The organism is Agrobacterium sp. CFBP2214 (assembly GCF_030209895.1).
Taxonomy (GTDB): Bacteria; Pseudomonadota; Alphaproteobacteria; order Rhizobiales; family Rhizobiaceae; genus Agrobacterium; species Agrobacterium radiobacter.
In genome coordinates this window covers 95547-120899 of record NZ_JARVRC010000005.1, presented here as the reverse complement: position 1 = coordinate 120899, position 25353 = coordinate 95547, and the positions used below count along the sequence as shown (strand labels likewise).

The following is a 25353-nucleotide window of genomic DNA, read 5'->3' as shown; positions in this document are numbered from 1 at the left end:
TTATATCTGTCTGAAGACATGGAGTTTTTAAAGCCAAAGTCAGGCAGGGTGTTTAATTTAGAGGGTTTGGACATATGCAACGCCGGCTTCCAGTGCATCTTGGAACTTTAGGCGTTGACGATAACTGGCAAGAAAACCGGCTTTTACGGCATTTCCGCGCTCGTCCGGCGTGCCGTGGTGCCCGGGATTATCAACTGCGTGATCTCCCACGCTGAATTGTGCCTGGGCGATAACCGCTGCCGGGAAATTTGCGTTATCTAGCTTGCGGTTGCCCGCAAAATATCCCGCTAGATAGTCCGCATGTAGCTCTATTCTTTTTACGGTCGGCTGCCCGCGCAATCGGTCGTCTATTCCATATTTATATTGTGCGATATGCCCAAACTCATGAGCGCATACGGCTGCGATGTAAGCGGCGGGATAGGCTGGCTGATTGAGAAATTCCTGTAGAAAACGTAGGCCAAAAAGAACCGTACCGTCCGAGCGCCCCATATAGTTGGCCGAACTGGCATAGGCATTTTTCCCCTTCGCGTCGTCGAGATAAGTGAAGCCGGGCAGGACATCGAAAAGATTACTGAGATAGTTCAGGGTCTGCGCCAGCGCGTAGTCGAAGTCTTTGTCTCCAGACGTGGCGATTGGAGCCTGGCCGTCGACGTAGGAGAACTCCATCGTTTTGTTATCCGTTTCGGATGCAATCTCCGAGGCGGTTAGCGTGCATCCGTTATATGTCTGGCATCGGCATATCCCGGGTAGTGCGAGGCTTGCGCCGCATCCGACAATAAGACTGCGTCTCGTAATCATGGCGTTCACCTCAGGGGCAAAGTTCGGGAAATTTTTGACAGGCCTGATTATCCGAAGGTGGTTTTGGCACCGGATTCGGTGTGGGATTCGGGTTGGGATTGGGATTTGGCGTCGGATTCGGATTCGGAGTCGGGTTTGGATTTGGGTTTCCACCAGGCACCGAATTGAACTGAAAATTCTCAAATCTCTGCGTCATTTGAGAAAATGCAAGCTGCCAATCCGCATATCCATTCTGATGAACGGTCCGGCAAGTCAAAAAACTGCCCAACGGAAGTACATTTTCCCCGCCTATCATAACGTTATGAACAGGTCCAAGTTGTACTAGGGGTAGATAGCGACCTGTTCCACCAGTTTGTTGAAAAATTGCAAATAGTGCATGCTGCCCAAATGCAGATTGCAGTTGTGGCCCTCCCATCTGCAGTAAGGTGGCAATGTTTGCGCACGCATTCATGGCGGCTTGCGATCCCATTTGTTGCTGGGCGAGCGCCGGGGTCGAAATTAACGTCCAAAACATAAGAATATTTATGATTTTTGGGGTTTTGATACGCAATTAGAATCCCCCTCTAGATAAGGTCTCAAGAAGAGGAGCATGGTTGTATTCATTTTACAAGTACTAGTTGGATTTTGGGCAATCTCTTCGTCTAAATTTTTTGCCCTTATTTCCAGCCCCGCCATTGCACCCATCGCCCATGGAAATCGGCGCGGCCAATTTCCTGCTTCTCGCCGGTCGGCCAGATTTGCAGGGTAATGGCGGCACTGCCGGACGTCGTATCCGCCTCCATTTGCAGGCGGGCAAGCGGGGCCTCCAGCGTGGCACGGGTTCCGGCCTCGGCGATCAGTGCCTCGCCTGCCTGTTTCAAGGGATCGGGCAGATATTGCCAGGCGACGGTATGATAGACGACGTGGGCAGTACCCGGATATTGCCTGGCAAGGCGGCGTTTCAGCCAGTCTACGGCGTCGGCCTTTTCGACCTGCAGGCCGTTCTCCACCGCGATCCGCAACGCGGCGGCGATGCGCTCCAGACGGTCGGTCTGGTCGGCCCAGACATAGGACATCAGGCGCAGACGATCCTCGGCCGATGACGGATCGAGCGGGTTGAGATCGCAGCCGGCGCGCTCGATAACCTCGATCCGCCCATGGGGTGGGGTATTGCCGCGCCATTCTGGTGACAGGATAACATCGGATTGTTCGCCCCAGGTGAGTTTGCCGAGGTGATATTGGTAACGGTCGAATTGCAGGTTGAGGCCGGCGCTGGCTCCCACTTCGGAAAGCACCAGCGGTTTGCCGGTCAATTCCGCAATCGAAAGAAAGCCCGGCAGCAGCACGGCGGAACGGCGAACCTCGTTGGTCTGCGGTGGTGATTTCAACCTTTCAAGGATGAAGGCGGAATGAAAACGCAGGGCGCTGGCGCAAGCCTGCCAGAGAGCCTCCTCGTCTTCCGGTGGGATATCGACAAGCGGCGCGATCTTTTCCTTGATGGCAAGCGCATGCAGGGCGCCCGCCAACCGCAGGGGAACGGAATCGCCGGAGGGGCCGACATCGCCGGGCCAGGATAAAATCCGCTCGCCCACCTCCGTCTGGCGGTCGAGCCTTGCTGCCACCGCGCGGCATAGCCGTGCGGTAAAGGGCGAGCCAAGGCTGTCGCAGGCTCTTGCCTGCACGAGGAACGCATTCCTTACGGCTTCGTCATGCATGCGCTCTCTCCCTTGCGGTGGTTTCAGGCGTCTTGCGGCCTGTCCTCCGGGTTGAACTGGCTGATGGTGGTCCAGCGTGCGGTGAGCGCCGGTTTTTTCTCGTTTTCGATTTCCACCGTCACGTCATAAGTCGTCATCAGCATGGCGGCCCCGCGAAAACGCGCTTCCGCCAGCGTGAACCGGCCACGCACCCGCGCGCCGCTTTTGACCGGCGTGACGAAACGGATGGCATCGAAGCCGTAATTGATGCCCATGGTCTGTTCGCGAATGCGGGGCAGGGCATCGTAATTCAGCGCCGAAAGCAGGGAGAGCGTCAGAAATCCATGCGCGATGGTGCCGCCGAAGGGACTTTCCGCTTTGGCGCGTTCCGGGTCGGTGTGGATGAACTGTTCGTCCAGCGTCGCTTTTGCGAAGGCATCAATCATCGTCTGGTCAACGGTGATCCAGTCGGAAACGCCCATTTCCGTACCGACGCGATCCTTCATTTCCGCCAGCGCAATTTCTTTTGTCATGTTACCTCGTCCGCATTGTTTCCCGCGACTTATACGGCTCGTGACGCGAAGGGATCAACTGCGCAGATAAAACACCACCGAACGGGCGGGCAGGAAGGCGGGATTGCCGAAATCCGTACCTATGGCGCGCCAGCCATCACCCGGCAGGGTGAAGGGAACGATCTCGCGGCCGCGATTGATAAGAACGGCAAGCTCGGTATCCTCGCCGGTCTCCCGGTCCGGGGTGGAAAGCAGCATGGCGAAGGCCTGCGCATCCGGTCTTTCCCAATCTGCTGTCGTCATCGGTTCTCCGGCGGGGGCAAGCCATGTCACATCGTCCCTGCCGGAAAAGAAGCCCGTCTCAGAAAACACGCCGAAACGTTTGCGCAATGCGGCAAGAAAGGCCGTGTGGTCGATCAGTTCGGGGACAAGCGATGACCAGTCGACCCAGTTGATCTCATTGTCCTGGCAATAGGCATTGTTGTTGCCCTGCTGGCTGCGGCCGCCCTCGTCGCCCGCCGTCAGCATCAGGGCGCCGCGGCTGACGAAAAGCGTGGAAAGCAGCGCTTTCACATCCGCAAGCCGGGCGGCGACAATGGCGGGATCATCGGTCAGGCCTTCAAAACCATTGTTCCAGGAATGGTTATCATTATGGCCGTCGCGATTGCTTTCGCCGTTCCTTTCATTGTGCTTGCGTTCATGGCTGACAAGATCGAACAGGGTAAAACCGTCATGGGCGGCAAGGAAATTGACGCTGCGGCTTCTCGCGCGGCCATGCCGGGAAAAGATCGGCGATGAGCCGGACAGCGCATTGGCCAGCGCCCCGGTCGTGCCGGCATCACCACGCCAGAAACGGCGCATGTCGTCGCGGGCGCGATCGTTCCACTCGAGGAAGCTTTCAGGGAAATTGCCGAGCTGATATCCGCCGGGACCGATATCCCAGGGTTCGGCGATCAATATCCGGTCGTAAAGCGCCGGGTCCGAATGCATGGCGGCCAGCGTCTCGCTCGCCATGTCGAAGCCGGCGGCCGTTCTTCCGAGCACGGGCGCGAGATCGAAACGGAAGCCGTCCACACCGGCATTCAGAACAAAATGCCTGAGGGAATCGACGATGAGCTGGCGAATATAGGGATGGTCGCAGGCAACCGTGTTGCCGGTGCCGGTATCGTTGACCAGCACGCCCGGTTTTCCCTGTGGGTGACGGAAGGCGGTGAGATTGTCGAGCCCGCGCAACGACAGGATCGAGCCCTCGATATCGCTTTCACCCGTATGGTTGAAGACGAGATCGAGAATGACGCCGATGCCTTCCGCATGCAGCGCCGCAACCGTATCTCGCAATTCCCGCACGCCGCCGGGGCAGAGGCGCGGATCGAGCGCCATGAAGCCGACGGGATTATAACCCCAGGCATTGGAAAGGCCGAGAGGCGGCAGGTGGCGCTCGTCGATCCAAGCGGTGATCGGCATCAATTCCACCGCATCGACGCCGATTTTTTTCAGGTGTGCGAGAATGGCGGGATGGGCAAGTGCTGCGACGGTGCCTCTGATGTCTTTCGGCACCTCGGGATGCAACTGCGTGAAGGATTTGACGGCAAGCTCATAAATCAGCCCGCCTTCGGCAAAAAGCGGCTGATGGCGCTTGACCGGCTCATATTGGGAAAGGACCGCCTTCGGCATGATCTCGCCGGTCTCCGCGCCAAAGGCGTAAAGCGCTGGATCGTGTCGGAAGGGGCGGTCGATCTCCGTGGCATAGGGATCGAGCAGCAGCTTTGCGGGATCGAACCAGAGGCCGTGTTCAGGAGCGTAAATGCCGTGAGCGCGAAAGCCGTATCGCGTGCCGAGGCCGACGTCGGCGACGATCAATCTGTGAATATCGTCTTCGCCGCGCACCATCGGCAGGCGCGCCGTTTCTTTTTCGCCGGTTTTATCGAAAAGGCAGAGATCGATCTGGGAGGCATGCCGGGAATAGACCGTGAATTCCGTTCCGTTTTCCGTCTGGATTGCGCCTTTGGGGAAAACGGAAGTTGTCTGCATGATCAGTCTCTCCGGGGATGGTGTTTCTCTCCCAGAACGGAAAAGGGAGGCAAGGCCGAATGAGGGACGCTTTCAGTGCGTCCCTCATGAGCGGGCGACAAGCCCTTACGTAATAACGCTCGGCGCGTTGCGGCCGGTATGGGCCCTGATGCCGGCGATCGTATCGGCAACGGCAATCAGGTCGGAAAGCGCTTCCTGCGTTTCGATGCCATGACGGGCCGCATCCGCCTCGTAACGCTCGACATAAAGGCGAAGCGTCGCGCCCGCAGTACCGGTGCCGGAAAGGCGCAGCACGATGCGCGAACCGCCTTCGAAGAGGATGCGGATGCCCTGATTTTTGCTGACGGACTGATCGACCGGATCGTGATAGGCAAAATCATCCGCCGCCGCGACCTTCAGATTGCCGTAGCTGGTGCCGGGAAGCGTCGCGAGTTTTTCGCGCAGGGTGGCGACCAGCGTGTTCGCCGCATCCGAATCCACTTCCTCATAGTCGTGGCGCGAATAATAGTTGCGGCCATATTCGGCCCAGTGCCTGGTGACGATGTCTTTCACGCTTTCCTTGCGCGCGGCGACGATGTTCAGCCAGTAGAGCACAGCCCAGAGGCCATCCTTTTCGCGCACATGGTTGGAGCCGGTGCCGAAGCTCTCTTCGCCGCAGATCGTCACCTTGCCGGCATCCATGAGGTTGCCGAAGAATTTCCAGCCGGTCGGCGTCTCATACATGCCAAGGCCGAGTTTTTCGGCGACACGGTCGGCTGCCGCACTTGTCGGCATGGAGCGGGCGATACCGGAAATGCCGGCCGCATAACCGGGGGCGAGTTTGGCATTAGCGGCGATGATGGCCAGACTGTCTGATGGCGTGACGAACATGCCCTTGCCGACGACCATGTTGCGGTCGCCATCGCCATCGGAAGCGGCGCCGAAATCGGGGCCTTCCGGGCTCATGACATCGTCATAAAGCTCCTTGGCGTGGACAAGGTTCGGGTCGGGATGATGGCCGCCGAAATCCGGCAGCGGTGTGGCGTTGCGGACGGAACCCTTCGGTGCGCCGAGGCGCTTTTCGATGATTTCCACGGCATAAGGGCCAGTAACGGCACTCATGGAATCAACCACGACCTTGAAGCCGCCGGCGATAAGCGTGCGGATGGCGTCGAAATCGAACAGCTCTTCCATCAGGGCGGCATAATCGGCGACCGGATCGATCACCTCGACAGTCAGCTCGTCCACCTTGAAGCTGCCGATCTTGTCTAGATCGATATCGGCGGCATCCGAGATTTTGTAGCTGTCGATGACTTTCGAGCGGGCATAGATCGCGTCCGTGATCTTCTCAGGTGCGGGACCACCATTGCCGATATTGTATTTGATGCCGAAATCTTCGGTCGGACCGCCGGGATTATGGCTGGCGGAAAGCACGATGCCGCCGAAGGCCTTGTATTTGCGGATGACGTTGGAGGCGGCGGGTGTGGAGAGAATGCCGCCCTGACCGACCAGAACCTTGCCGAAACCGGCAGCGGCGGCCATCTTGATCGCCTTCTGGATGACTTCGCGGTTGTAATAACGGCCGTCACCACCAATCACCAGCGTCTGGCCCTCAAAGCCTTCGAGTGCGTCGAAGATCGACTGGATGAAGTTCTCCGCGTAATTTTCCTGGGCGAAGACCGGCACCTTCTTGCGCAGGCCGGATGTGCCCGGCTTCTGGTCCTGATAGGGCGTCGTCTTGATGGTTTTGATCATTGTTTCAATGGCCTTTCGAAATAAGCTGGCTGTAAAGCGCGGCGTAGAGACCGGCGCTCTTTTCCCAGGAAACATCGGATTTCATTCCGAGTTTCTGCATTTGTGTCCACAGTTTCGGGTCGTGATAATAACGGACGGTCCGGCGGATCGCCTGTTTCAGACCATCAAGCGTGACGGGTGAAAATTGCACGCCTGTCGCCGATTTATTGGCGATGGCGGCATGGTTGGCGTCGATCACCGTATCGGCAAGGCCGCCGGTGCGGGCGACGACCGGAATGCAGCCATAACGCAGCGCGTAAAGCTGGGTGAGGCCGCAGGGTTCGAAACGCGAGGGAATGATGATCGCGTCGCAGCCCGCCTGCATGAGATGCGACAGGGGTTCGTTGTAACCGATGGCAACGCCGACGCGGCCATGGTGTCGGGATGCCGCCGCCAGAAGCGCGCCTTCCAGCGCCACATCGCCCGCGCCAAGCACCACGAGACGGCCGCCGAGCGAAACGATCTCATCCACGGCTTCCGCCATGAGGTCGATGCCCTTCTGCCAGGTGAGGCGGGAGATGACGCAGAACAGCGGGCTGTCATCATCATCGATGCGGAAATGTTCGGCGACCGCCTTCTTGTTCAGCGCGCGGTTCTTGAGATTGGCGGCCGAATAATTGTCGTGGATCAGATGGTCCGTTGCCGGGTTCCAGACATCGGCATCGATGCCGTTGACGATGCCGTGCAGCACATGGGCGCGGCTGCCGATGACGCCGTGCAGGCCCATGCCGAATTGCGGGGTGAGGATCTCCTCGGCATAGGACGGGCTGACGGTGCTGAGCGCCGTTGCCGTCTGCAGGCCGCCCTTCAGGAAGCTCACATCATTATAATATTCGATGCCTTCCATGCCGAAGGAATGCGGTGGCAGCGCCAGTTTGCTGAAGATATTGGCGCCGAACTGGCCCTGAAAGGCGATGTTGTGGATGGTGAGAAGGCTCGGAATCTCAGGCGTTTCGGCATAACGCATATAGACCGGCGCCATGGCGGCCTGCCAGTCATGGGCATGCACGATATCCGGCCGCCAGCCGGGAAGCGCGCCGGCGGCAATACGGGCTGCCGCGAGCGACAGTGCCGCGAAGCGCTTCCAATTGTCTGGATAGTCCTTGCCGGTCTGGTCGAGATAGGGGCCGCCGGAGCGCTCGTAATAGGCGGGCGCATCGAGAATGAGGAGATCGAGCCCCTCATGCCGTACTTCGAGCACATCGGCTTTTTCGCCGAGCAGATCGGTAAATTCCAGACATTTGACGGGGTCCGTCACGGCGGCTTTCACCGCCGGATATCCGGGTATCAATGTCCGCGTCCTGACGCCAAGGGCCTCGAGCGCGATGGGGAGCGCGCCGGCAACGTCGGCGAGCCCTCCGGTCTTGATCAGGGGATAGACTTCGGATGAAACCGAAAGGACATTCATGGGCTCTACAGGTCCAGCTTGTCGATCATCGATTGGGTGATAAGGCAAATGCCGTTTTCCGTGCGGCGGAAACGCTTGGCATCCAGTTCGGGGTCTTCTCCTACAATCAGTCCTTCCGGAATGACCACTCCATGGTCGATGACGACGTTGCTGAGCTGGGCATGGCGCCCGATCTTCACACTCGGCAGTACTACGGCATTCTCAAGGCGGGAGTATGAATTGGCGCGCACGCCGGTAAACAGGAGGCTGCGGGTGAGGGCCGCACCGGAAATGATGCAGTCTCCCGAAACAACCGAAGACACGGCCGAACCGCGGCGGTTCTCATCGTCATGCACGAATTTCGCCGGCGGGGTGATTTCCGCATAGGTCCAGATCGGCCAGGACTTGTCGTAGATATCGAGGTCAGGCACCACATCCGTGAGATCGATATTGGCCTGCCAGTAGGCATCGATGGTGCCCACGTCGCGCCAGTAAGGACCATGCTCGAAATCCGAGCGGACGCAGGAGTCTGCGAAGCGGTGGGCGACGGCTTTGCCGTGCTTTACGATATAGGGAATGATATCCTTGCCGAAGTCGCGGCTGGAGGTCGGATCGGCGGCGTCGCGGCGCAGCGCTTCCATCAGGAATTTCGTGTGGAAGACATAAATGCCCATGGAGGCAAGCGCGAAGCCTTCATTGCCGGGAATGCCTGGTGGATCGGCCGGCTTTTCGATGAAATCGATGATCTCGTCTTTTTCATTCACATGCATCACGCCGAAACCGGTCGCATCCATGCGCGGTACTTCAAGGCAGCCGATCGTCACGTCAGCGCCGGAATCGACATGCTGCTGCAGCATGTATTCGTAGTCCATCTTATAGATATGGTCGCCGGCGAGGATGACCATATATTCCGGCGCATAGGGCTCGATGATGTCGATATTCTGGTAAACCGCGTCGGCGGTGCCTTCATACCATTGCGTTTCGGAAACGCGCTGGGAGGCGGGAAGAATGTCGAAGCTCTCGTTCCGTTCAGGGCGGAAGAAGTCCCAGCCGCGCTGCAGGTGGCGAATGAGGGAGTGCGCCTTGTATTGCGTGGCGACGCCGATGCGGCGAATGCCGGAATTGAGCGCGTTGGAAAGCGCAAAATCGATGATACGCGCCTTGCCGCCGAAATAGACGGCGGGTTTTGCCCGGCGGTCCGTCAGCTCCTTCAGGCGGCTGCCTCTGCCGCCTGCGAGGACATAGGCCATTGCATCACGCGCCAAAGGCTGAACTCTTTTTTCCGACATGGTGTCCTCCCTCTCTGTCTGTCAGTTTTCCGGTTCGAGCATGATCGTGGCAAGCGGCGGCAGGACGAGCATCGCCCCGATATCGCCGCCGGCATCGACCGCCTGAACGCGTCCGCCATTTCCCTTGCCGCTGCCGCCATAAATTTCGGCATCGGTGTTGAGAATCTCCCGCCACCGCCCCGCCAGAGGCAGCGGCACATAATAATTTTCCCGATAGACCGGGGTGAGGTTGCAGATGACCGCCACCGGCTTTTCGCCGGGCGCCGTGCGCAGCCAGGCGAAGACGGAATTCTCGTGATCATCGACCACAAGCCAGCGGAAGCCGTCAGGTTCGCAGTCACGGGCGTGCAGGGCAGCTTTGGATCGATAGGTGAGGTTGAGATCGCGCACGAGGCGGCGCATGCCCTCATGCATCGGATATTGGCGCAGGTTCCAGTCGAGCGACCCCTTTTCGCTCCATTCGCTCCACTGTGCGAACTCCTGCCCCATGAACAGCAGCTTCTTGCCGGGATAACCCCACATGAAGCCGTAATAGGAGCGGAGATTGGCGAATTTCTGCCAGTCATCGCCGGACATCTTGGCGATCAGCGATCCCTTGCCGTGCACCACCTCGTCGTGGGAAAGCGGAAGCACGAAATTCTCGGTGAAGGCGTAAAGCAGGCCGAAGGTCAGTTCCTGATGGTGGAACTTGCGATGCACCGGCTCACGCGCGAAATAACTCAGCGTGTCGTGCATGAAGCCCATGTTCCATTTGAAGCCGAAACCGAGACCGCCCTCGTGGACGGGCTGGGACACTTTCGGCCACGAGGTGGATTCCTCCGCGATCGTCATGACGCCGGGATGGGTGCCGTAGACGAGCGAATTCATCTTCTGCAGGAAGCGGACGGATTCGAGATTTTCGCGTCCGCCATATTCATTGGGGATCCACTCGCCTTCCTTGCGGGAATAATCGAGATAGAGCATCGAGGCGACCGCATCGACGCGCAGGCCGTCGAGATGGAATTTCTCGGCCCAATAAAGCGCGTTGTTGATGAGGTAGGACATGACCTCGATACGGCCGAAATTGTAGATCGCCGTGTTCCAGTCGGGGTGAAAACCCTGACGCGGATCGGCGTGCTCGTAAAGCGCGGTGCCGTCGAACCAGCGCAACCCGTGCTCATCGGTCGGAAAATGCGCCGGAACCCAGTCGAGAAGAACGCCGATACCGACCTTGTGCGCGCCATTGACGAAACGGGCAAAGCCCTCGGGATCGCCGAAACGGGCGGATGGCGCATAAAGGCCGGTCGTCTGGTAACCCCAGGAGGGATCATAGGGATGTTCGGTGATGGGCAGGAATTCGATATGGGTGAAGCCCATATCCGTACAATAGGGAATGAGCTGGGCGGCGAGTTCATCCCAGCTGAGGAAGGTGCCGTCCTCGCGGCGCTGCCAGGAGCCGGCATGCACCTCATAGATGCTGATCGGTTGGCGGCGCTGGTCCACCTGCGCCCAATGTTCCCGGTGGGCCTGATCTTCCCATTTCTGCGTCAGTTCCGGCGCGGTGACGGAAGCGTTCTTCGGCCGCAATTCGGCGCGGCGGGCATAAGGGTCGGCCTTCAGGGGCAGAAGCTCGCCATTGGCGCCGAGGACTTCGAACTTGTAGGCGCAGCCGGCATAGACGTCAGGCGCGAAGATTTCCCAGATGCCGGTATCCTTGCGGAAGCGCATCACATGCCGGCGGCCATCCCAATTGTTGAAATCGCCGACGACGGAAACACGCCGCGCATTGGGCGCCCACACGGCGAAGTGAAAACCTTCGACGCCTTCGAGTTTCAGCGGATGCGCGCCCATCCTGTCGAAGAGCCTGAGATGCGATCCTTCACGGACGAAATAATCGTCCATGGGTCCGAGAACAGGGCCGAAGCTGTAGGGGTCGGTCACCGCCCATTCGGCATCGTCGCGGCTGGCGCGGTACCGCACCGGCTGGCGCTTTGAAAGATCGATCCGGCCTTCGAAAAAACCATCAGGATCAAGCCGCTTCAATTCACCTACGAAATTTCCATCCAGCGTGAGGACGGAAACCTCCTCGGCGCCCGGAATGAAACAGCGGGCGGAAAACCCTTCCGGCGTCTCGTGAACGCCGAGAAGGGCAAAGGGATTGGAATGCAAACCGCTCTTGATCGCCTCGATTTCAGCCTTCGTGATTTCGCCAGTCTTTTTCTCTTCGGCCGAATTGAGCGGTTTTTTCATCAGGCTCTCCAGATCTCGGTGGCATACTGGCGGATCGTCCTGTCGGACGAGAACCAGCCCATACGCGCCGTGTTGCGCACTGCTTTGGTGTTCCAGCTATCCTGATCGCTCCAGATCGCGTCCACCTTGCGCTGTGCGTCGGCATAGGCGTCGAAATCGGCGGCGACCATGAACCAGTCGCTGTTGTATATGCCGTCGATGAGGGCAGAAAACCGCGAACGATCATCCGGTGAAAACACACCCGACGCGATGGACGACAGAGCCTGCGACAATTCCGCAGACCCTTCGATGATGGCACGCGGATTGTGGCCCTCGGCGCGAGCTCTGGCCACTTCTTCCGCCGTCATGCCGAAGATGACGATGTTCTCAGCGCCGACATGTTCGAGCATTTCCACATTCGCGCCATCGAGCGTGCCGATGGTCAGCGCGCCGTTCAGCGCGAATTTCATGTTGCCGGTGCCGGAGGCTTCCATGCCGGCCGTCGAAATCTGTTCCGAAAGATCGGCGGCGGGAACCATGATTTCGGCAAGCGAGACGTTATAGTTCGGAACAAACACCACTTTGAGAAGCCCGCGCACGGCCGGATCGTTGTTGATGACCCGGGCAATATCGTTGGCAAGCTTGATGATCAGCTTCGCGTTGTGATAACTCGGCGCCGCCTTGCCTGCGAAGAACTTAACGCGCGGCACCCAATCCAGTTCCGGGTGGGAACGGATCTGGTCGTAAAGGGCGACAGTCTCAACAAGGTTCAGAAGCTGGCGCTTATATTCGTGGATGCGCTTGATCTGGATGTCGAACATGGCCGAGGGATCGACGCGGATGCCCATGCGCTGCGCCACCGTATTGGCAAGCCGCACCTTGTTCAGACGCTTCACCTCGGCAAATTTCTCGCGGAAACCGGCATCGTCGGCGAAACGGTCGAGTGCCGTCAGCTTTTCCGCATCATCGAGGAAATCGTCGCCGATCGCTTCCCTGATCAATCCCGTCAGGCCGGGGTTGCACTGCATCAGCCAGCGGCGCGGCGTAATGCCGTTGGTCTTGTTGTTGATACGATCAGGATAAAGGCTGTGCAGGTCGGCAAAGACAGTTTCCTTCATCAGCTCGGTATGAAGTGCGGAAACGCCGTTGATGGAATGCGAGCCGATGAAGGCGAGGTTGCCCATGCGCACCCGGCGCTCGCCGCCTTCATCGATGAGAGAGATGGAACGGATCTGTTGATCCGCCATCTTCTTTTCCTTGCGGGCGAAGAGCAGCGTATTGGCGTTGATGGCGTAAACGATCTGCATGTGCCGCGGCAAAAGGCGCTCGAGCAACGGCACCGGCCAGCTTTCCAGCGCTTCCGGCAGAAGCGTGTGGTTGGTGTAGGAGAAGGTGCCCTGTGTGATCTTCCAGGCTTCGTCGAATTCAAGGCCATGGACATCGCAGAGCAGGCGCATCATTTCGCAGATGGAAATGGCCGGATGCGTGTCGTTAAGCTGGATCGAAACCTTGTCGGGCAGCGAGGTGAAATCCGGGTACTGCTGCAGATGGCGGCGCAGAATGTCCTGCAGCGAAGCGGAGGAGAAGAAGAACTCCTGCCGCAGGCGCAGTTCCTGACCGGCCGGCGTCGCATCGGCGGGGTAGAGAACCCGCGTCAGGCTTTCCGCCTTGTTGCTTTCGCGCAATGCGCCGATATGGTCGCCGGCATTGAAGGCGGCCAAAAGAATGGGATCTATCGGCTGCGCCGACCACAGGCGAAGCGTGTTGACGCGGGTACCGCGCCAGCCGACGACCGGCGTGTCGTAAGCCATGGCGATGACGCGTTCGGCCGGTTTCCAGACGAAGCGCTGCGGATCTTCATAACCGCCGATCGTCTCCACCGATCCGCCGAAGCCGATTTCATAGGAGCTTTCGCGGCGTTCGAATTCCCAGGGGTTGCCATGCGCCAGCCAGGTTTCCGGCAGTTCCACCTGCCATCCATCCGCCATCTGCTGGCGGAAGAGGCCGTGCACGTAACGGATGCCATAGCCATAGGCGGGAATATCGACGGTCGCCATGGATTCCATGAAACAGGCGGCGAGACGGCCAAGGCCGCCATTGCCAAGGGCTGCATCCGGCTCCAGACCGGCGATGACGTCAAGATCGACGCCGAGCGAGGACAGCGCATCGCGGATTTCGTGCATCAGGCCGATATTGGAGATGGCGTCGCGCATCAGGCGGCCGATCAGGAATTCGAGCGACAGGTAATAAACGCGCTTGGAATTGTTGTGATAGGCCTTGCGGGTGGATTCCATCCATTTGTCGATGATGCGGTCGCGGACGACGAGGATGGTTGCGGTCAGCCAGTCGTGCGGCTTGGCGACCTTGACGTCCTTACCGATGCGGTAGGTGAGGCGTTCGATGATTTCCGACGCCATGATTTCCGGGTTGGAACTGCGCGGGGCGGGGCGGGGAAGATCGGCGGCGTTTAGATTATTGATCATTGGTCGGTCAGCACCTTGGTGGGAGGAGAGGGTCTGATGAGGTCGATCCGTGTTGCCTTTGCTGATGCCAGTTTATGCATCGATATGGAGGTGTGGCAACAGCATTTTTTGCGGAAAGTTGAACGGCTTAGGTTTATGAAAAATAAGAATTTTTCTTCCGCGTCCCAAGGATCGCCGAAGGCATTGCCGGCCCTTTATCCGCCGTTCCTGAAGAGGTTTGCGTGGTGGTCGCGATGCCGGGCATCGTTCAAAAAAGGGAGAGAGGCTGCAACACTTTTAAATGGTTCACCGGTCCTGAAATCTGTTTCGCTCTATTATCTTTACACACCAGACCGAAAACCGCGCATATGTTTCGGTCCGATGCTCTAAATCACACACTAGCCTTCGCGGCCGCAAAAATTCAATGAAAATAAATGGGTCGCCGCCACAGCCATGTTTGTCTCGCGTGGCGGCGGTGTGAAAACGGGGCAACACCGTCGTCGAAGACGATGTTTACGGCAGAAAAAAAGGCTCTGTCGTCATTTCCCCGGCGCGGATCGTCACGCGGGTATTCGGCGGAACGGCGCACCAGGGAGTGCAATCGAAGGAAAAGGGCTCCGAACTCAACGCGATGCCTTCTTCCAGGCCGCGCCAGTAGAGCGTCGGCGGCTTGTCATCGCTCGACCAGCGGAAGGCGTGCACGCAATCGCCGTCCATCAGCACGGCGCTGAAGCGCAGTGCGGAGGAAACGCCCGCCGCGACCATCTTTTCCTGACAGAGACGAAGGGCGGTGGAAATTGCGCGCACGGGATCGGCATCAAGGCCAAGGCCGGCGGCGATGAGGAATATTGCTTCGCTGTCGCCGGTGCCGCGTCGGGATGCATAGATATCATCGGGGATAAGGGAGTCGATGTCGCGCCTGATCTGCTCGTAGCCGCCGATCTGGCCGTTATGCATGAAGAGATATTGGCCATGGGCAAAGGGGTGGCAATTGGCGCGGGATACTTCGCCTGAGGTGGCGGAGCGGACATGGGCCATGAACATGCCCGAGCGAAGCTGGTGGCAGAGTGCAGCGAGGTTGGCATCCGACCAGGCGGGCCTGGTATCACGAAAGACGCCGGGCGTTCCGCGTTCGCCATACCAGCCAAGGCCGCAACCGTCGCCATTGACGACGGTTTTCGCTTCTCTTGCGGCCATGGACTGGCTGACCAGTGATGCTTCTGGCTCGATCAGCAGGCTGTCGAGCCAGACGGGTTTACCGGAATAGGCAAAGAGGCGGCACATTCATGCGGCTCTGTCGAAAGCCTTGTTTCCGAGCGCGAAGCCGACGGCGGCCTTCGCGTGAATGGCGGTCGAATCGTAACCGGGCAGCGGCAGGGCGTCGGGGTCGATCAGCAGCGAAATTTCGGTGCAGCCGAGAATGACGGAATCGACGCCGAGTGCGCGAGCCTTGTCGATGACCGCGAGATAGCGTTCACGCGAGCAGGACTTGATCTCGCCCTGGCAGAGTTCGCCGAATATGATGTCGTGGATCGCAGCCCTGTCTTCCGCATCGGGCACGACCACGTCGACGCCGTGGCGGCGCATGCGGTCGGTGTAGAAGCCGTGCTCCATCGTGTAACGGGTGGCGAGCAGAAGCGGCTTGCGGCGTCCATCCGCCTTCAGGGCTGCTGCGGTTTCATCGATGATGTCGATCAGCGCCACGCCGGACATTTTCGCTACGGTGTCAGCGACAAGATGCATGGTGTTGGTGCAGATCAGCACGCAATCGGCACCCGCATTGGCAAGGCGCGCACCGGCAGCGCCCAGAAGAGCGCCTGCCTCATCCCAGCGATCGGCCTTCTGGAGGGCGACGACCTCGGAAAAATCGAGCGAATGCATGACGATATCGGCCGAGACCAGGCCGCCGCGGCTGTCGCGCACGGCCTCATTGATCATGCGGTAATAGGTTGCGGTAGATTCCCAGCTCATGCCGCCGATCAGGCCGATCCGTTTCATAAGAGTTCCCTTATCAAGTTTGATTGAAGACAAGAATGCCATCACCGAAACGAAAACGGCATGCGTTTTTTGGAGGATGGCGCGGCAAGTATGCAAATGTAACGCGCCATATTAGATAATATCGCAAATTTCTTGCGCTGTTGCGTTAACCGGTGCATTCTTAACGGATGATTGACGACCGTGACCGCCGAATCCTTGCGATTCTCCAGGAAAATGCCGAGACCCCACTCGCGGATATCGCAGAGGAGGTTTCCCTGTCGCTATCGGCCTGTTCGCGCCGCATCACGCGGCTGCGAACGGAAGGTTATGTGACGGGCACGATGGCGCTGCTGGACCGACGGAAGATCAACCTGCCGACCACGGTTTTTCTGCTGGTGAGAACGGGCCTGCATGCGGAGGACTGGCTGGACCGGTTCCATGCCGCCGTCAGCACCATACCTGAGATTGTCGAGGTTCACCGGCTGACCGGCAATTTCGACTATATTCTGAAGCTGGTGCTGCCGAATGTCGAATATTACGACACGGTCTATAAACAGATCCTGCGCCGCGTGCAGCTTTACGACATGTCCGCCTATATCTCCATGGAGACGGTTAAGCTGTCGTCTTCGCTGCCGACGACGCATATCTGAGGGCTTATCGAGCCTTATCAGCGCGCCGCCTTGAAACGGACGCCAAAGCGGAAGCCTCGAGTCTCGCCGGGTTGCAGGGTAATCGCATCCGCGAGTTCCTGGTGGTTGAAGGCGTTGGTTGGTGTTTCCACGGGTTCAAGCGCGATGGAGTGCCGCCTGTCGCGGGCGAGCGTATCGCCGGTGAAGACATGCATGTGCCCACGCTCCTGCCATACCGTCAGGCTCGAACCATCGTGCCGGTTTTCGAGCCTCGTCTCGTAAAGCCCGTTTTCGGATGCGACCAGATCGGTGAAGCAGACATCGAGTACATGGCCGGCCAGCGGCGCATAGAGAAAGCGGGTGTCGTCCCGTTTGACTATCCCGCCCTGTGGGTCGCGAAGGGGGATCAGGTCCTCGTCTGTTTCAATCGCCGTTCGCGAGGGCAGCGTGAGAAGAAGGTCGTCGATAGACGTCGTGCCGGGCAGGCGGAAATAGGGATGCCAGCCGGCGGCGAAAGGCAGGGGCCGGTCGTCGCGATTGATGCCGCGTATGTCGATGGTGACCTCATGGCCGGCGAAGCGATATTCCACCTCGATGGCGAGACGGTAGGGATAACCCTTGAAATCCGCAGGCAATATTTCAGTGCGGAAGATAAGGATGCGAGCGCCGTTTTCCTCAAGAGATTGCGCGAGGGCGAAGGGCAGGGCTCTGGCAAATCCGTGGAAGACGAGAGTTTCATGGGCAAGCACCGGTTCAATGCGGTGCGCCTGCCCGCCAAAACTGAATTGGCCATCCGGAATGCGATTGGTGAAGGGTGCGAGAATGCCGTTTCTCACGCCGTTCTGCGATTGCAGTTCGGCAGGCGTCGAATATCCGTCGACAAGATCTTCGCCTTCTCCGCCATCGGCAGAGATCGGCCGCCAGCTCAGAAGCGTCGCGCCCTCAAAAGCGATTTCGGCAATGAAACCGTCTCCGGAAACGGTCAGACCGGCAATCCCCGTGCCTGTCGTGGAGGTAGTCATCGGGAAATTGTCCTTTGCATGCATGCGTCTGCGATGATCGGGGCAATTGCCATGCCGATTCGCCCGATCATCTTCGCTGAAGGACAATTTCGCAATGGCCCGTGGGGGCTGTATCAACAGGCTCCTGCCATTTCATGCCCATCGGGCAATCAGTCCGGAAAGGTGCGTTTCGCGCCGCTGAAAAACTCCATCAGTGCGGCCTGATCCTCTCCACCCAGCCCTGCCGCCGTCAGCATGCGGTGCACTTCGGCGCAAAGTGCCGTCAGTGGCATGGCCGTGTTGGTGCGCCGGGCGAGATCCTGCGCGCCGTTGAGGTCTTTCACCATATTGTCGATACGGCCGGTGCGGCGGTAATCCTTTGCCACGTAACGCGGCATATATTCCTGCAGGATGGCGCTATCGGCGCGGCCGCCCTTCAGCGCCTGCGGGATTTTGGTGGCATTGACGCCGGCATCCAGCGCAAGCTGTGTTGCTTCCGCCACCGCAAGGAAATTCAGCCCGCAGAGAACCTGATTGATGAGTTTCGTCGTCTGTCCCGCGCCGCAGGGTCCCATGTGGGTATAGTTGCTGGCCACATGCCGCAGCACGCGATGCGCATCGGCGACATCCTTTTCGCTGCCGCCGGCCATCAGCGTCAACTGGCCGACAAGCGCCTTGGGCGCACCGCCCGAAAGCGGGCTGTCCACCCAGCGCAGGCCCTTTTCCGCAGCATCGGCCGCCAGCTCCTTGGTCGCTTCCGGATCGATGGAGGACATGTCGATAATGAGTGTGCCGGGCTTTGCCCCCGCCGCCACGCCATCCTTGCCGAAGACGGCGATGCGAACGATTTTCGGGGAATTGAGGCTGAGGATCACCACATCGGAAACTGAAGCCGCTTCCGCCGCCGTGCCGGCGCTCTGCGCGCCGAGGCTCGTCAACGCCGCCACCTTTTCCGCATCCAGATCGAAAACCGTCAGCTGATTGCCGGTCTCGATGAGCCGTGTGCCGATCGCGCCGCCCATGGCGCCGGCGCCGATCAGCGCGACTTTGTTCTTCTCGGTCATGGTGTTCACGGCCTCCTCCCAAAGTGTCGTGGTGTCATCGGTTCAAAACCGGATGGCGGCCGCAGCCGGCCATCCGGTTTTGGTGTTTGTTAAAGCGAAGCGGTGATGCCGCCATCGACGTAAAGAATATGCCCGTTCACGAAGGACGAGGCATCGGATGACAGGAAGATGCAGGCGCCGACGAGCTCTTCGACCTTGCCCCAGCGACCGGCCGGCGTGCGCTTTTCAAGCCATGCCGAAAAGGTGGGATCGGCAACCAGAGCCGCATTGAGCGGCGTATCGAAATAGCCGGGCGCGATGGCGTTGCATTGCAGGCCGTATTTGGCCCAGTCCGTCGCCATGCCTTTCGTCAGATTGCCGACGGCGCCCTTGGTGGCGGTGTAGGGCGCGATGCCGGGGCGGGCAAGGGCGGTCTGAACGCTGGCGATGTTGATGATCTTGCCACGGCCACGGCTGATCATATGGCGCGCCGCGGCCTGTCCGGCGTGGAACACCGAGGCGATGTTGGTCTGCAGCAGGCGCTCGAAGGCATCCGCCGGAAAATCCTCAAGCGGCGTGCGGTGCTGCATGCCGGCATTGTTGACGAGAATATCGATGGGGCCGACCTCCGCTTCGAAACGGTCGATGGCCTCGCGCACCGCGCCATGATCGGTAGCGTCGAAGGCAAGTGTTTTCGCACCCTTGATGCCAGCGGCGGCGGCCTTCAGCTTCGCTTCATCGCGCCCGTTCAGCACCACTTCCGCTCCGGCTTCCGCCAGCCCCTGCGCCAGCGCGAAGCCGATGCCCTGGGACGAACCCGTGATCAGGGCGCGGCGGCCGGAAAGATCGAACAAATTAAGGCCCACTGTTTCCTCCAGTCTCTCGACATTGCATTCATACCGGTTTATGTTATCGATAACATTCATCCCTTTCAGACGTGGATGTCAAGGCTTAAACGCCCGGTTTCGGTACGGATCGGGCGGGCGGGGAGGCTGCACGGCGTGCAAATGCACGGCAGGCGGCGGTGACAGGGATGCGGATTATTTGTCGTGCTGCTCAGGCGCGATGTCGAACGGGAGATATTTATGAGAGCGATTGTTGCCCATGGGGCCAAGGATGTGCGCATCGAGGAACGGCCCGAGGAAGCGCCGGGAGCGGGAGAAGTACGGCTTCGTCTGGTCCGGGGCGGAATTTGCGGCAGCGATCTGCATTATTACAATCACGGAGGCTTCGGCGCGGTGCGGCTTCGTGAGCCGATGGTGCTGGGCCATGAGGTCTCGGCCGTCATCGAAGAACTGGGCGAGGGCGTCGAAGGGCTGAAGGTCGGCGGTCTGGTGGCCGTTTCGCCGTCCCGCCCCTGCAGAACCTGCCGCTTCTGCCAGGAAGGCCTGCACAACCAGTGCCTCAACATGCGCTTTTATGGCAGCGCCATGCCTTTCCCGCATATTCAGGGTGCGTTCCGTGAGGTTCTGGTGGCGGACGCCCTGCAATGCGTGCCGGCCGATGGCCTGAGCGCCGGCGAGGCCGCCATGGCCGAGCCGCTCGCGGTGACGCTGCATGCCACCCGCCGCGCCGGTGATTTGCTGGGAAAACGTGTGCTTGTCACGGGTTGTGGCCCGATCGGAATCCTCTCCATTCTGGCCGCGCGCCGTGCCGGCGCGGCTGAAATCGTCGCCACCGATCTTTCCGATTTCACGCTCGCCAAGGCGCGTGAGGCGGGTGCGGACCGTGTTATCAACAGCAAGGATGAGCCCGACGCGCTTGCCGCCTATGGGGCAAACAAGGGAACTTTCGATGTTCTCTATGAATGCTCGGGTGCCGCCGTGGCGCTTGCCGGTGGTATTACGGCGCTTCGTCCGCGCGGCATCATCGTCCAGCTCGGTCTTGGTGGCGATATGAACCTGCCGATGATGGCGATCACCGCCAAGGAACTGGATCTGCGCGGCTCTTTCCGCTTCCATGAGGAATTCGCCACCGGTGTGGAATTGATGCGCAAGGGCCTGATCGACGTCAAGCCGTTCATCACCCAGACCGTCGATCTCGACGACGCCATCTCGGCCTTCGAATTCGCCTCCGACCGCAGTCGCGCCATGAAGGTGCAGATCGCTTTTTCGTAAGCGCTTTTGCCGCACGGGGAATGTGCGGACGTTTCGATCGGCGGCGGATCTTTCCGCCGCCGATTTTTTAGGGGTGGATTTTTGCCTGCGGCGGCCTGCAGCTATGTTATCGATATCATAAACTGCTTTGGAGTGCGTTATTCCAGCTCAAGGCCGGAATGACGGAGAGAGGGTGACGAACCCGAGCAAACGCCCAGCCTGTCATAAAGCCCCAACACGACTGCCGCATATTTTGCCCTGGCTGCACCCACGAGCATCTTCACCGATGTCGTCTCTGCCCATTTGCACATTTTGACGCAGGTCAAAAAGGTGATTTGCCGCCTGTCTTTTTTTGCGTTATCGAAATTTCAGAAATTACTGAAAATTCAGGAAACAAAGAAATGCCAACCAATCTCTCCCCGCTCGTTCAGTCCTTTGTGCTGCATTTCGGTGAGATGGGCAGCCGCTGGGGCATTAACCGCACCGTTGGCCAAGTCTATGCTTTGCTTTACATTTCGCCGCAGCCGTTGTGTGCGGACGATATTGTGGAGGCGCTTGGCATTTCCCGTTCCAACGTGTCGATGAGCCTGAAGGAGCTGCAGGCGTGGAACCTTGCAATTCTCAAGCATTTTCCCGGCGACCGGCGCGATTTTTTCACGACGCCTGATGATGTCTGGCAAATTCTCCGCACCCTTGCCGAAGAGCGCAAGAAGCGCGAGATCGATCCGACGCTCAGCGTGCTGCGTGAAATTCTGATGGAGACGCCGGAAAACGAAGATGAGCGGCATGCGCAAAAGCGCATCGACGAGATGAAGACGCTGATCGAGCAGCTCACCGGCTGGTATGACGATGTGAAGCGGCTGGAGACGGAAAGGCTGGCGTCGCTTCTCGCGCTCGGTTCGAAGGTCACGAAGCTGCTGGAGGCCAAGGACAAGATCGTCTCCCTCGCCAGACCCCGTGGCGCGAAGAAGGACGGGTGAGGAGAGCGGCCGTGAGCATGTCAGTGGAAATCCGCCAGGGGGCCGACGGTGACGGCGCAGTCTGTCCCGCGCCGGCTGCAGTCTCGCCCGATGCGATGGGTCGGCGTAACGCCAACCGCAGAACCTCTCGCGACAGAGCCGATGGGCGGGCGAAAATGACACGCGCGCCGGTGGTGGGGAGATCCCTTGCCCTGCTGCATGTGCTGGCGGCTTTACTGTGGCTGCCGCAGGCGGGTTTGCTTGCCTTTTCCGTCGGAAGAATTGCCGATGGCGCGCCGATGATGGCGATCGTGCCGGCCGCCGCTGCGGTTCTCATCCTCGGCCTCGTCAAGGCGTGGCTGGAAAAGATGGCGGCGCGGCTGTCGTTTCGTGCCGCCCGCGCGGTGCTGTCGCAACGGCGGCTGGAAGCGCTGCAGGCTGTGGCGAAGGTTTCCCCGCTCGATCTGTCGCGCACCGCCTCGGGTGAGGCGGCGGGCGTCGTGGCTGAGGCGGCGGAAGCGCTGGTGCCCTATCTTTCCCGTTTCCAGCCGGCGCGGATGAAGGCCACCATCATTCCCCTGGTTTTCGTGCTGGCGATCTTGCCATTTACCTGGATCGCGGCGCTGGTGCTGTTGCTCGCCATGCCAACCATCCCTCTTTTCATGGCGCTCATCGGCTGGCAGGCGAAGGCCGCCAGTGAAAAGCAGCTTGCCGAGACGGGCAATATGAATGCCTTCCTGCTTGATCGCCTGCGCGGGCTGGAAACGATCCGCACGCTCGAAGCCGTCGATCTGACGGCGGAGCGTCTCAGCGCCGATGCGCAGAACCTCAAGAAGCGGACGATGGCGGTGCTCAGGATCGCCTTTCTCTCCTCGGCGGTGCTGGAGCTTTTCGCAGCGCTCGGCGTTGCCATGACCGCCGTCTATATCGGTTTTCATCTGCTCGGTTTTCTGGATTTCGGCGCCTGGGGCCACAAGCTGACGCTAGCCGAAGGCCTCTTCATCCTGCTTCTGGCGCCGGCGTTTTTCGAACCGCTGCGGGAACTCTCCGCCGTCTGGCACGACCGCGCGGCCGGCGAAGCGGCGCTTGATGCGCTCGGCAAACTGACGGCGGGCGGTGCGACCATCGCGGGAGAGGGTGCGGATGTGGCGTCTGTCCCATCCCCGACGCCCGGCCTCTTGGAGATCGACAATCTTTCCTTTGCTTATCCGAACGCCCGGTCTGTCATCCAAAATCTCAACCTGACGGTTCAACAGGGTGAGCGAGTTGCGATTCTCGGGCCTTCCGGTTGTGGCAAATCCACTGTACTCTCCTTGATTGCCGGGTTGGCCGAGGCTGGAGAGGGTTCGATCAGGATCGGCGGCGTAAAGCTCGACAATGCGACGGCCGATGGGCTGCGCAGGACGATCGGCTGGGTCAGCCAGAAGCCGTTCTTTTTTGCCGGTTCGCTGAAGGCGAATATTCGTTTCGGTCGTTCCGGTGTCAGTGATGGCATGGTGGAAGAGACGCTGCGCCGCACCGGGCTCGATGAACTGACGCATGCGCGCCGGCATCTGCAGATCGGCGATGGCGGATATGGAATCTCGGGCGGGGAGGCGGTGCGGCTTGCCATTGCGCGTGCTTTCGCAGACCCCGCAACGCAGCTTGTTCTGGCCGATGAGCCGACAGCCCATCTTGACCGGGAAACGGCTGCTCTCGTCACGGATAACCTGCTGCAACTGGCAAATGGCAGGACATTGATCGTCGCGACCCATGATCCGGTGCTTGCGGCGCGCATGGACAGGATCGTGGATATGACGGCGATCCATTCGAGGGGGCAGCCATGATCGCGCGTTTTGCGATATTGAGACCCGTTATCGCCCTGTTCTGGTCGGCGCGGCGCGGCATGCTGCTGGCGGGCGCGGTTCTGGCGGTAACGACGGTGCTGGCGGGCATTGGCCTTCTCGGCGTTTCCGGTTGGTTCATCACCGCAACGGCGATTGCCGGTCTTCTGCCCGCAACGGCCTATGCTTTCGATGTCTTTGCCCCTTCGGCCGCCATTCGTCTTCTGGCGCTGGCGCGCACCGCCGCCCGCTATGGCGAGCGCATGACCACCCATGAAGCCACGCTTTCCGTGCTTGCAGCCCTTCGGGAAAAACTGTTTCGCGGTTTTGCCGCGCCGCAGGCCGCGAAATCCCTGGAGGCAAGGCCTGCCCGCCTGCTGAACCGGTTGACGGCGGATATAGACGCGCTTGATTCGCTTTATCTGCGCGTGCTGGTTCCCGCCGCCGTGGCGATCCTCGCCGCGATTGCAACAGGCTTCGGGCTTGCTTTTCTCCATCCGATGGCCGGCATTCTGGCGGCAGCTTTCCTGATCGTGGCGGGGCTTGGAATTTCGGCGCGCTCCGCCCTGCGCGCGGAAACATTCTCGCGCCGCCGGGCAATCGGGCTTGAAGCGCTTCGGGCCAGCACGGCCGACCTCGTGAGCGGACAGACGGAGCTCTTGACCACCGGCCGCCTTTTCGCGCAGGTCGCGGCGGTGAAACGGGCGGATGATTACCTCTCTGCCTGCGACGATAACCTGAACCGTATCGAGACCAATGCCGGTTTTTCCTTCGGAGTTGCAGCGGCCGTTCTTTTGAGCGCAGCCCTTCTCGGCATGGCCTGGCTTGCGGAACAGGGGGCGGTGAGCGCGCCTGCTGCGGCGCTCGGGCTGCTCGTCTGTTTTGCTGCGCTGGAGCCTTTCACGGCGCTGCGTCGTGGGGCGATGGAACTTGGGCGTACGCTATTCTCCGCACGGCGCATCGCGCCGCGTCTCTCGGCAACGGTTGAGGGTCGCTGTCCCGTCTTGCCGGTCAGCGGGATGGCGGCAAAACTCGAAGATGTGCGTCTGGAGCGGGAGGGGAACGACAATCCGGTCCTGACGAATATCAACCTTGCAATCGCTGCCGGGGAGAGGGTTGCGATCGTCGGCCCGAGCGGCGCGGGCAAGACGAGCCTCATCCAGCTTCTGGCGGGTGAATTGCGGCCGGCTGCGGGCACGGTTAGCGCGCTGCCGTCCACTCTTATGACGCAACGCAGCCAGCTTTTTCGCGACAGCATCGCCGACAATCTGCGGCTGGCGAAACCCGCCGCAACCGCGGATGAATTGTGGGATGCGCTGACGGCGGCAGGCCTTGCCGAACATGTCAAATCCCTGGCCGCCGGGCTGGAGACAAGGCTTGGCGAGGCGGGCCAGGGGCTTTCCGGCGGCCAGTCGCGCCGGCTGGCGCTCGCCCGTTTCCTGCTCGCCGACCGGCCGCTCTGGCTTCTCGACGAGGTGACGGAGGGGCTCGACGGTGAGACTGCCCGCGACGTCCTCACCCGGCTGTTTGCCAGGGCGCAGGGAAAGACTGTCGTGATGATCACCCATAATCGCCGCGAGGCGGAATTTGCCGAGCGCATCATCGTGCTGAAAGAGGGGCGTCAATTTGATGAATGTCAAAGCGGCGCCCCGGAATACGGCGTAGTGCTGAATACACTGCGCCCGGACTGAG

21 protein-coding genes are annotated in these 25353 nt (G+C 59.9%); 6 read left to right on the top strand and 15 right to left on the bottom strand.

Annotated features, from left to right (window positions below; translation table 11 throughout):
- Positions 1–57 precede the first annotated feature (57 nt).
- From QRN60_RS15120 to QRN60_RS15075, 10 genes are all read right to left on the bottom strand, one after another.
- Positions 58–666 carry a metalloprotease gene (locus QRN60_RS15120; RefSeq protein WP_112295398.1) on the bottom strand — a complete coding sequence of 203 codons (609 nt, stop codon included), beginning with the start codon at positions 664–666 and terminating at the stop codon, positions 58–60.
- 142 nt (positions 667–808) lie between these two features.
- Positions 809–1348 (bottom strand): hypothetical protein, encoded by a 540-nt coding sequence (locus QRN60_RS15115; protein WP_153463805.1) that lies wholly within the window; start codon positions 1346–1348, stop codon positions 809–811.
- 106 nt (positions 1349–1454) lie between these two features.
- Positions 1455–2492, bottom strand: coding sequence for a DUF2332 domain-containing protein (locus QRN60_RS15110; protein ID WP_003508560.1), 1038 nt, complete (start codon positions 2490–2492; stop codon positions 1455–1457).
- A gap of 23 nt (positions 2493–2515) precedes the next feature.
- Positions 2516–3004 carry a MaoC family dehydratase gene (locus QRN60_RS15105; RefSeq protein WP_020010027.1) on the bottom strand — a complete coding sequence of 163 codons (489 nt, stop codon included), beginning with the start codon at positions 3002–3004 and terminating at the stop codon, positions 2516–2518.
- A 54-nt stretch (positions 3005–3058) separates the two neighbouring features.
- Positions 3059–5014: a glycogen debranching protein GlgX gene (gene glgX / locus QRN60_RS15100; protein ID WP_112295397.1), complete on the bottom strand. Its 1956-nt coding sequence runs from the start codon at positions 5012–5014 to the stop codon at positions 3059–3061.
- 105 nt (positions 5015–5119) lie between these two features.
- Positions 5120–6748 carry an alpha-D-glucose phosphate-specific phosphoglucomutase gene (locus QRN60_RS15095; protein ID WP_003508565.1) on the bottom strand — a complete coding sequence of 543 codons (1629 nt, stop codon included), beginning with the start codon at positions 6746–6748 and terminating at the stop codon, positions 5120–5122.
- Between the two features lie 4 nt (positions 6749–6752).
- On the bottom strand, positions 6753–8195 hold the full coding sequence (glgA, locus tag QRN60_RS15090; RefSeq protein ID WP_060723437.1) for a glycogen synthase GlgA: 1443 nt from the start codon (positions 8193–8195) through the stop codon (positions 6753–6755).
- A gap of 5 nt (positions 8196–8200) precedes the next feature.
- The gene (gene glgC / locus QRN60_RS15085; RefSeq protein WP_003508574.1) at positions 8201–9463 is read right to left on the bottom strand and encodes a glucose-1-phosphate adenylyltransferase; all 1263 of its coding nucleotides are present in this window, start codon (positions 9461–9463) and stop codon (positions 8201–8203) included.
- A 21-nt stretch (positions 9464–9484) separates the two neighbouring features.
- A complete protein-coding gene (glgB, locus tag QRN60_RS15080) occupies positions 9485–11692 on the bottom strand; it encodes a 1,4-alpha-glucan branching protein GlgB (RefSeq protein WP_003508576.1) in 2208 nt (735 codons plus the stop codon).
- Positions 11692–14154 (bottom strand): glycogen/starch/alpha-glucan phosphorylase, encoded by a 2463-nt coding sequence (locus QRN60_RS15075; RefSeq protein ID WP_003508578.1) that lies wholly within the window; start codon positions 14152–14154, stop codon positions 11692–11694. The genes glgB and QRN60_RS15075 overlap by 1 nt, the downstream gene beginning before the upstream one ends.
- Positions 14155–14190: 36 nt before the next feature.
- Between QRN60_RS15075 and QRN60_RS15070 the strand changes: the two genes are divergently transcribed.
- Positions 14191–14523 (top strand): hypothetical protein, encoded by a 333-nt coding sequence (locus QRN60_RS15070; RefSeq protein WP_223564973.1) that lies wholly within the window; start codon positions 14191–14193, stop codon positions 14521–14523.
- Positions 14524–14646: 123 nt separating this feature from the next.
- On the opposite strand, the gene QRN60_RS15065 is transcribed toward QRN60_RS15070, so the two are convergent.
- Both QRN60_RS15065 and QRN60_RS15060 read right to left on the bottom strand, forming a co-directional pair.
- On the bottom strand, positions 14647–15417 hold the full coding sequence (locus QRN60_RS15065) for a class II glutamine amidotransferase (RefSeq protein WP_112278394.1): 771 nt from the start codon (positions 15415–15417) through the stop codon (positions 14647–14649).
- Positions 15418–16131: an aspartate/glutamate racemase family protein gene (locus QRN60_RS15060; protein ID WP_003508582.1), complete on the bottom strand. Its 714-nt coding sequence runs from the start codon at positions 16129–16131 to the stop codon at positions 15418–15420.
- A 167-nt stretch (positions 16132–16298) separates the two neighbouring features.
- On the opposite strand from QRN60_RS15060, the gene QRN60_RS15055 reads away from it, so the two are divergent.
- A complete protein-coding gene (locus QRN60_RS15055; RefSeq protein ID WP_003508584.1) occupies positions 16299–16760 on the top strand; it encodes an Lrp/AsnC family transcriptional regulator in 462 nt (153 codons plus the stop codon).
- Positions 16761–16777: 17 nt separating this feature from the next.
- Here the strand turns inward: QRN60_RS15055 and QRN60_RS15050 are convergent, their stop codons facing one another.
- The 3 genes from QRN60_RS15050 to QRN60_RS15040 form a co-directional block, all read right to left on the bottom strand.
- Positions 16778–17761: an aldose 1-epimerase gene (locus QRN60_RS15050; protein ID WP_112346914.1), complete on the bottom strand. Its 984-nt coding sequence runs from the start codon at positions 17759–17761 to the stop codon at positions 16778–16780.
- A 149-nt stretch (positions 17762–17910) separates the two neighbouring features.
- The gene (locus QRN60_RS15045; RefSeq protein WP_112346900.1) at positions 17911–18804 is read right to left on the bottom strand and encodes an NAD(P)-dependent oxidoreductase; all 894 of its coding nucleotides are present in this window, start codon (positions 18802–18804) and stop codon (positions 17911–17913) included.
- Positions 18805–18893: 89 nt separating this feature from the next.
- On the bottom strand, positions 18894–19649 hold the full coding sequence (locus QRN60_RS15040) for an SDR family oxidoreductase (RefSeq protein WP_107677826.1): 756 nt from the start codon (positions 19647–19649) through the stop codon (positions 18894–18896).
- A 219-nt stretch (positions 19650–19868) separates the two neighbouring features.
- Between QRN60_RS15040 and QRN60_RS15035 the strand changes: the two genes are divergently transcribed.
- The 4 genes from QRN60_RS15035 (at position 19869) to cydC (ending at position 25352) form a co-directional block, all read left to right on the top strand.
- Complete coding sequence (locus tag QRN60_RS15035) at positions 19869–20900, top strand: L-idonate 5-dehydrogenase (RefSeq protein ID WP_003508592.1); 1032 nt, start codon at positions 19869–19871, stop codon at positions 20898–20900.
- Positions 20901–21280: 380 nt separating this feature from the next.
- On the top strand, positions 21281–21859 hold the full coding sequence (locus tag QRN60_RS15030; RefSeq protein ID WP_003508593.1) for a GbsR/MarR family transcriptional regulator: 579 nt from the start codon (positions 21281–21283) through the stop codon (positions 21857–21859).
- Between the two features lie 17 nt (positions 21860–21876).
- Positions 21877–23664 carry a thiol reductant ABC exporter subunit CydD gene (cydD, locus tag QRN60_RS15025; protein WP_112357031.1) on the top strand — a complete coding sequence of 596 codons (1788 nt, stop codon included), beginning with the start codon at positions 21877–21879 and terminating at the stop codon, positions 23662–23664.
- Complete coding sequence (gene cydC / locus QRN60_RS15020) at positions 23661–25352, top strand: thiol reductant ABC exporter subunit CydC (protein ID WP_112346903.1); 1692 nt, start codon at positions 23661–23663, stop codon at positions 25350–25352. The genes cydD and cydC overlap by 4 nt, the downstream gene beginning before the upstream one ends.
- Position 25353 lies beyond the last annotated feature (1 nt).

Coding starts and splice junctions, on each gene's coding strand:
- QRN60_RS15120 (WP_112295398.1), bottom strand. CDS start 666: ATGGAGTTCTCCTACGTCGACGGCCAGGCTCCAATCGCCACGTCTGGA.
- QRN60_RS15110 (WP_003508560.1), bottom strand. CDS start 2,492: ATGCATGACGAAGCCGTAAGGAATGCGTTCCTCGTGCAGGCAAGAGCC.
- QRN60_RS15105 (WP_020010027.1), bottom strand. CDS start 3,004: ATGACAAAAGAAATTGCGCTGGCGGAAATGAAGGATCGCGTCGGTACG.
- glgX (WP_112295397.1), bottom strand. CDS start 5,014: ATGCAGACAACTTCCGTTTTCCCCAAAGGCGCAATCCAGACGGAAAAC.
- QRN60_RS15095 (WP_003508565.1), bottom strand. CDS start 6,748: ATGATCAAAACCATCAAGACGACGCCCTATCAGGACCAGAAGCCGGGC.
- glgA (WP_060723437.1), bottom strand. CDS start 8,195: ATGAATGTCCTTTCGGTTTCATCCGAAGTCTATCCCCTGATCAAGACC.
- glgC (WP_003508574.1), bottom strand. CDS start 9,463: ATGTCGGAAAAAAGAGTTCAGCCTTTGGCGCGTGATGCAATGGCCTAT.
- glgB (WP_003508576.1), bottom strand. CDS start 11,692: ATGAAAAAACCGCTCAATTCGGCCGAAGAGAAAAAGACTGGCGAAATC.
- QRN60_RS15075 (WP_003508578.1), bottom strand. CDS start 14,154: ATGATCAATAATCTAAACGCCGCCGATCTTCCCCGCCCCGCCCCGCGC.
- QRN60_RS15070 (WP_223564973.1), top strand. CDS start 14,191: ATGAGGTCGATCCGTGTTGCCTTTGCTGATGCCAGTTTATGCATCGAT.
- QRN60_RS15065 (WP_112278394.1), bottom strand. CDS start 15,417: ATGTGCCGCCTCTTTGCCTATTCCGGTAAACCCGTCTGGCTCGACAGC.
- QRN60_RS15060 (WP_003508582.1), bottom strand. CDS start 16,131: ATGAAACGGATCGGCCTGATCGGCGGCATGAGCTGGGAATCTACCGCA.
- QRN60_RS15055 (WP_003508584.1), top strand. CDS start 16,299: ATGATTGACGACCGTGACCGCCGAATCCTTGCGATTCTCCAGGAAAAT.
- QRN60_RS15050 (WP_112346914.1), bottom strand. CDS start 17,761: ATGACTACCTCCACGACAGGCACGGGGATTGCCGGTCTGACCGTTTCC.
- QRN60_RS15045 (WP_112346900.1), bottom strand. CDS start 18,804: ATGACCGAGAAGAACAAAGTCGCGCTGATCGGCGCCGGCGCCATGGGC.
- QRN60_RS15035 (WP_003508592.1), top strand. CDS start 19,869: ATGAGAGCGATTGTTGCCCATGGGGCCAAGGATGTGCGCATCGAGGAA.
- QRN60_RS15030 (WP_003508593.1), top strand. CDS start 21,281: ATGCCAACCAATCTCTCCCCGCTCGTTCAGTCCTTTGTGCTGCATTTC.
- cydD (WP_112357031.1), top strand. CDS start 21,877: ATGTCAGTGGAAATCCGCCAGGGGGCCGACGGTGACGGCGCAGTCTGT.
- cydC (WP_112346903.1), top strand. CDS start 23,661: ATGATCGCGCGTTTTGCGATATTGAGACCCGTTATCGCCCTGTTCTGG.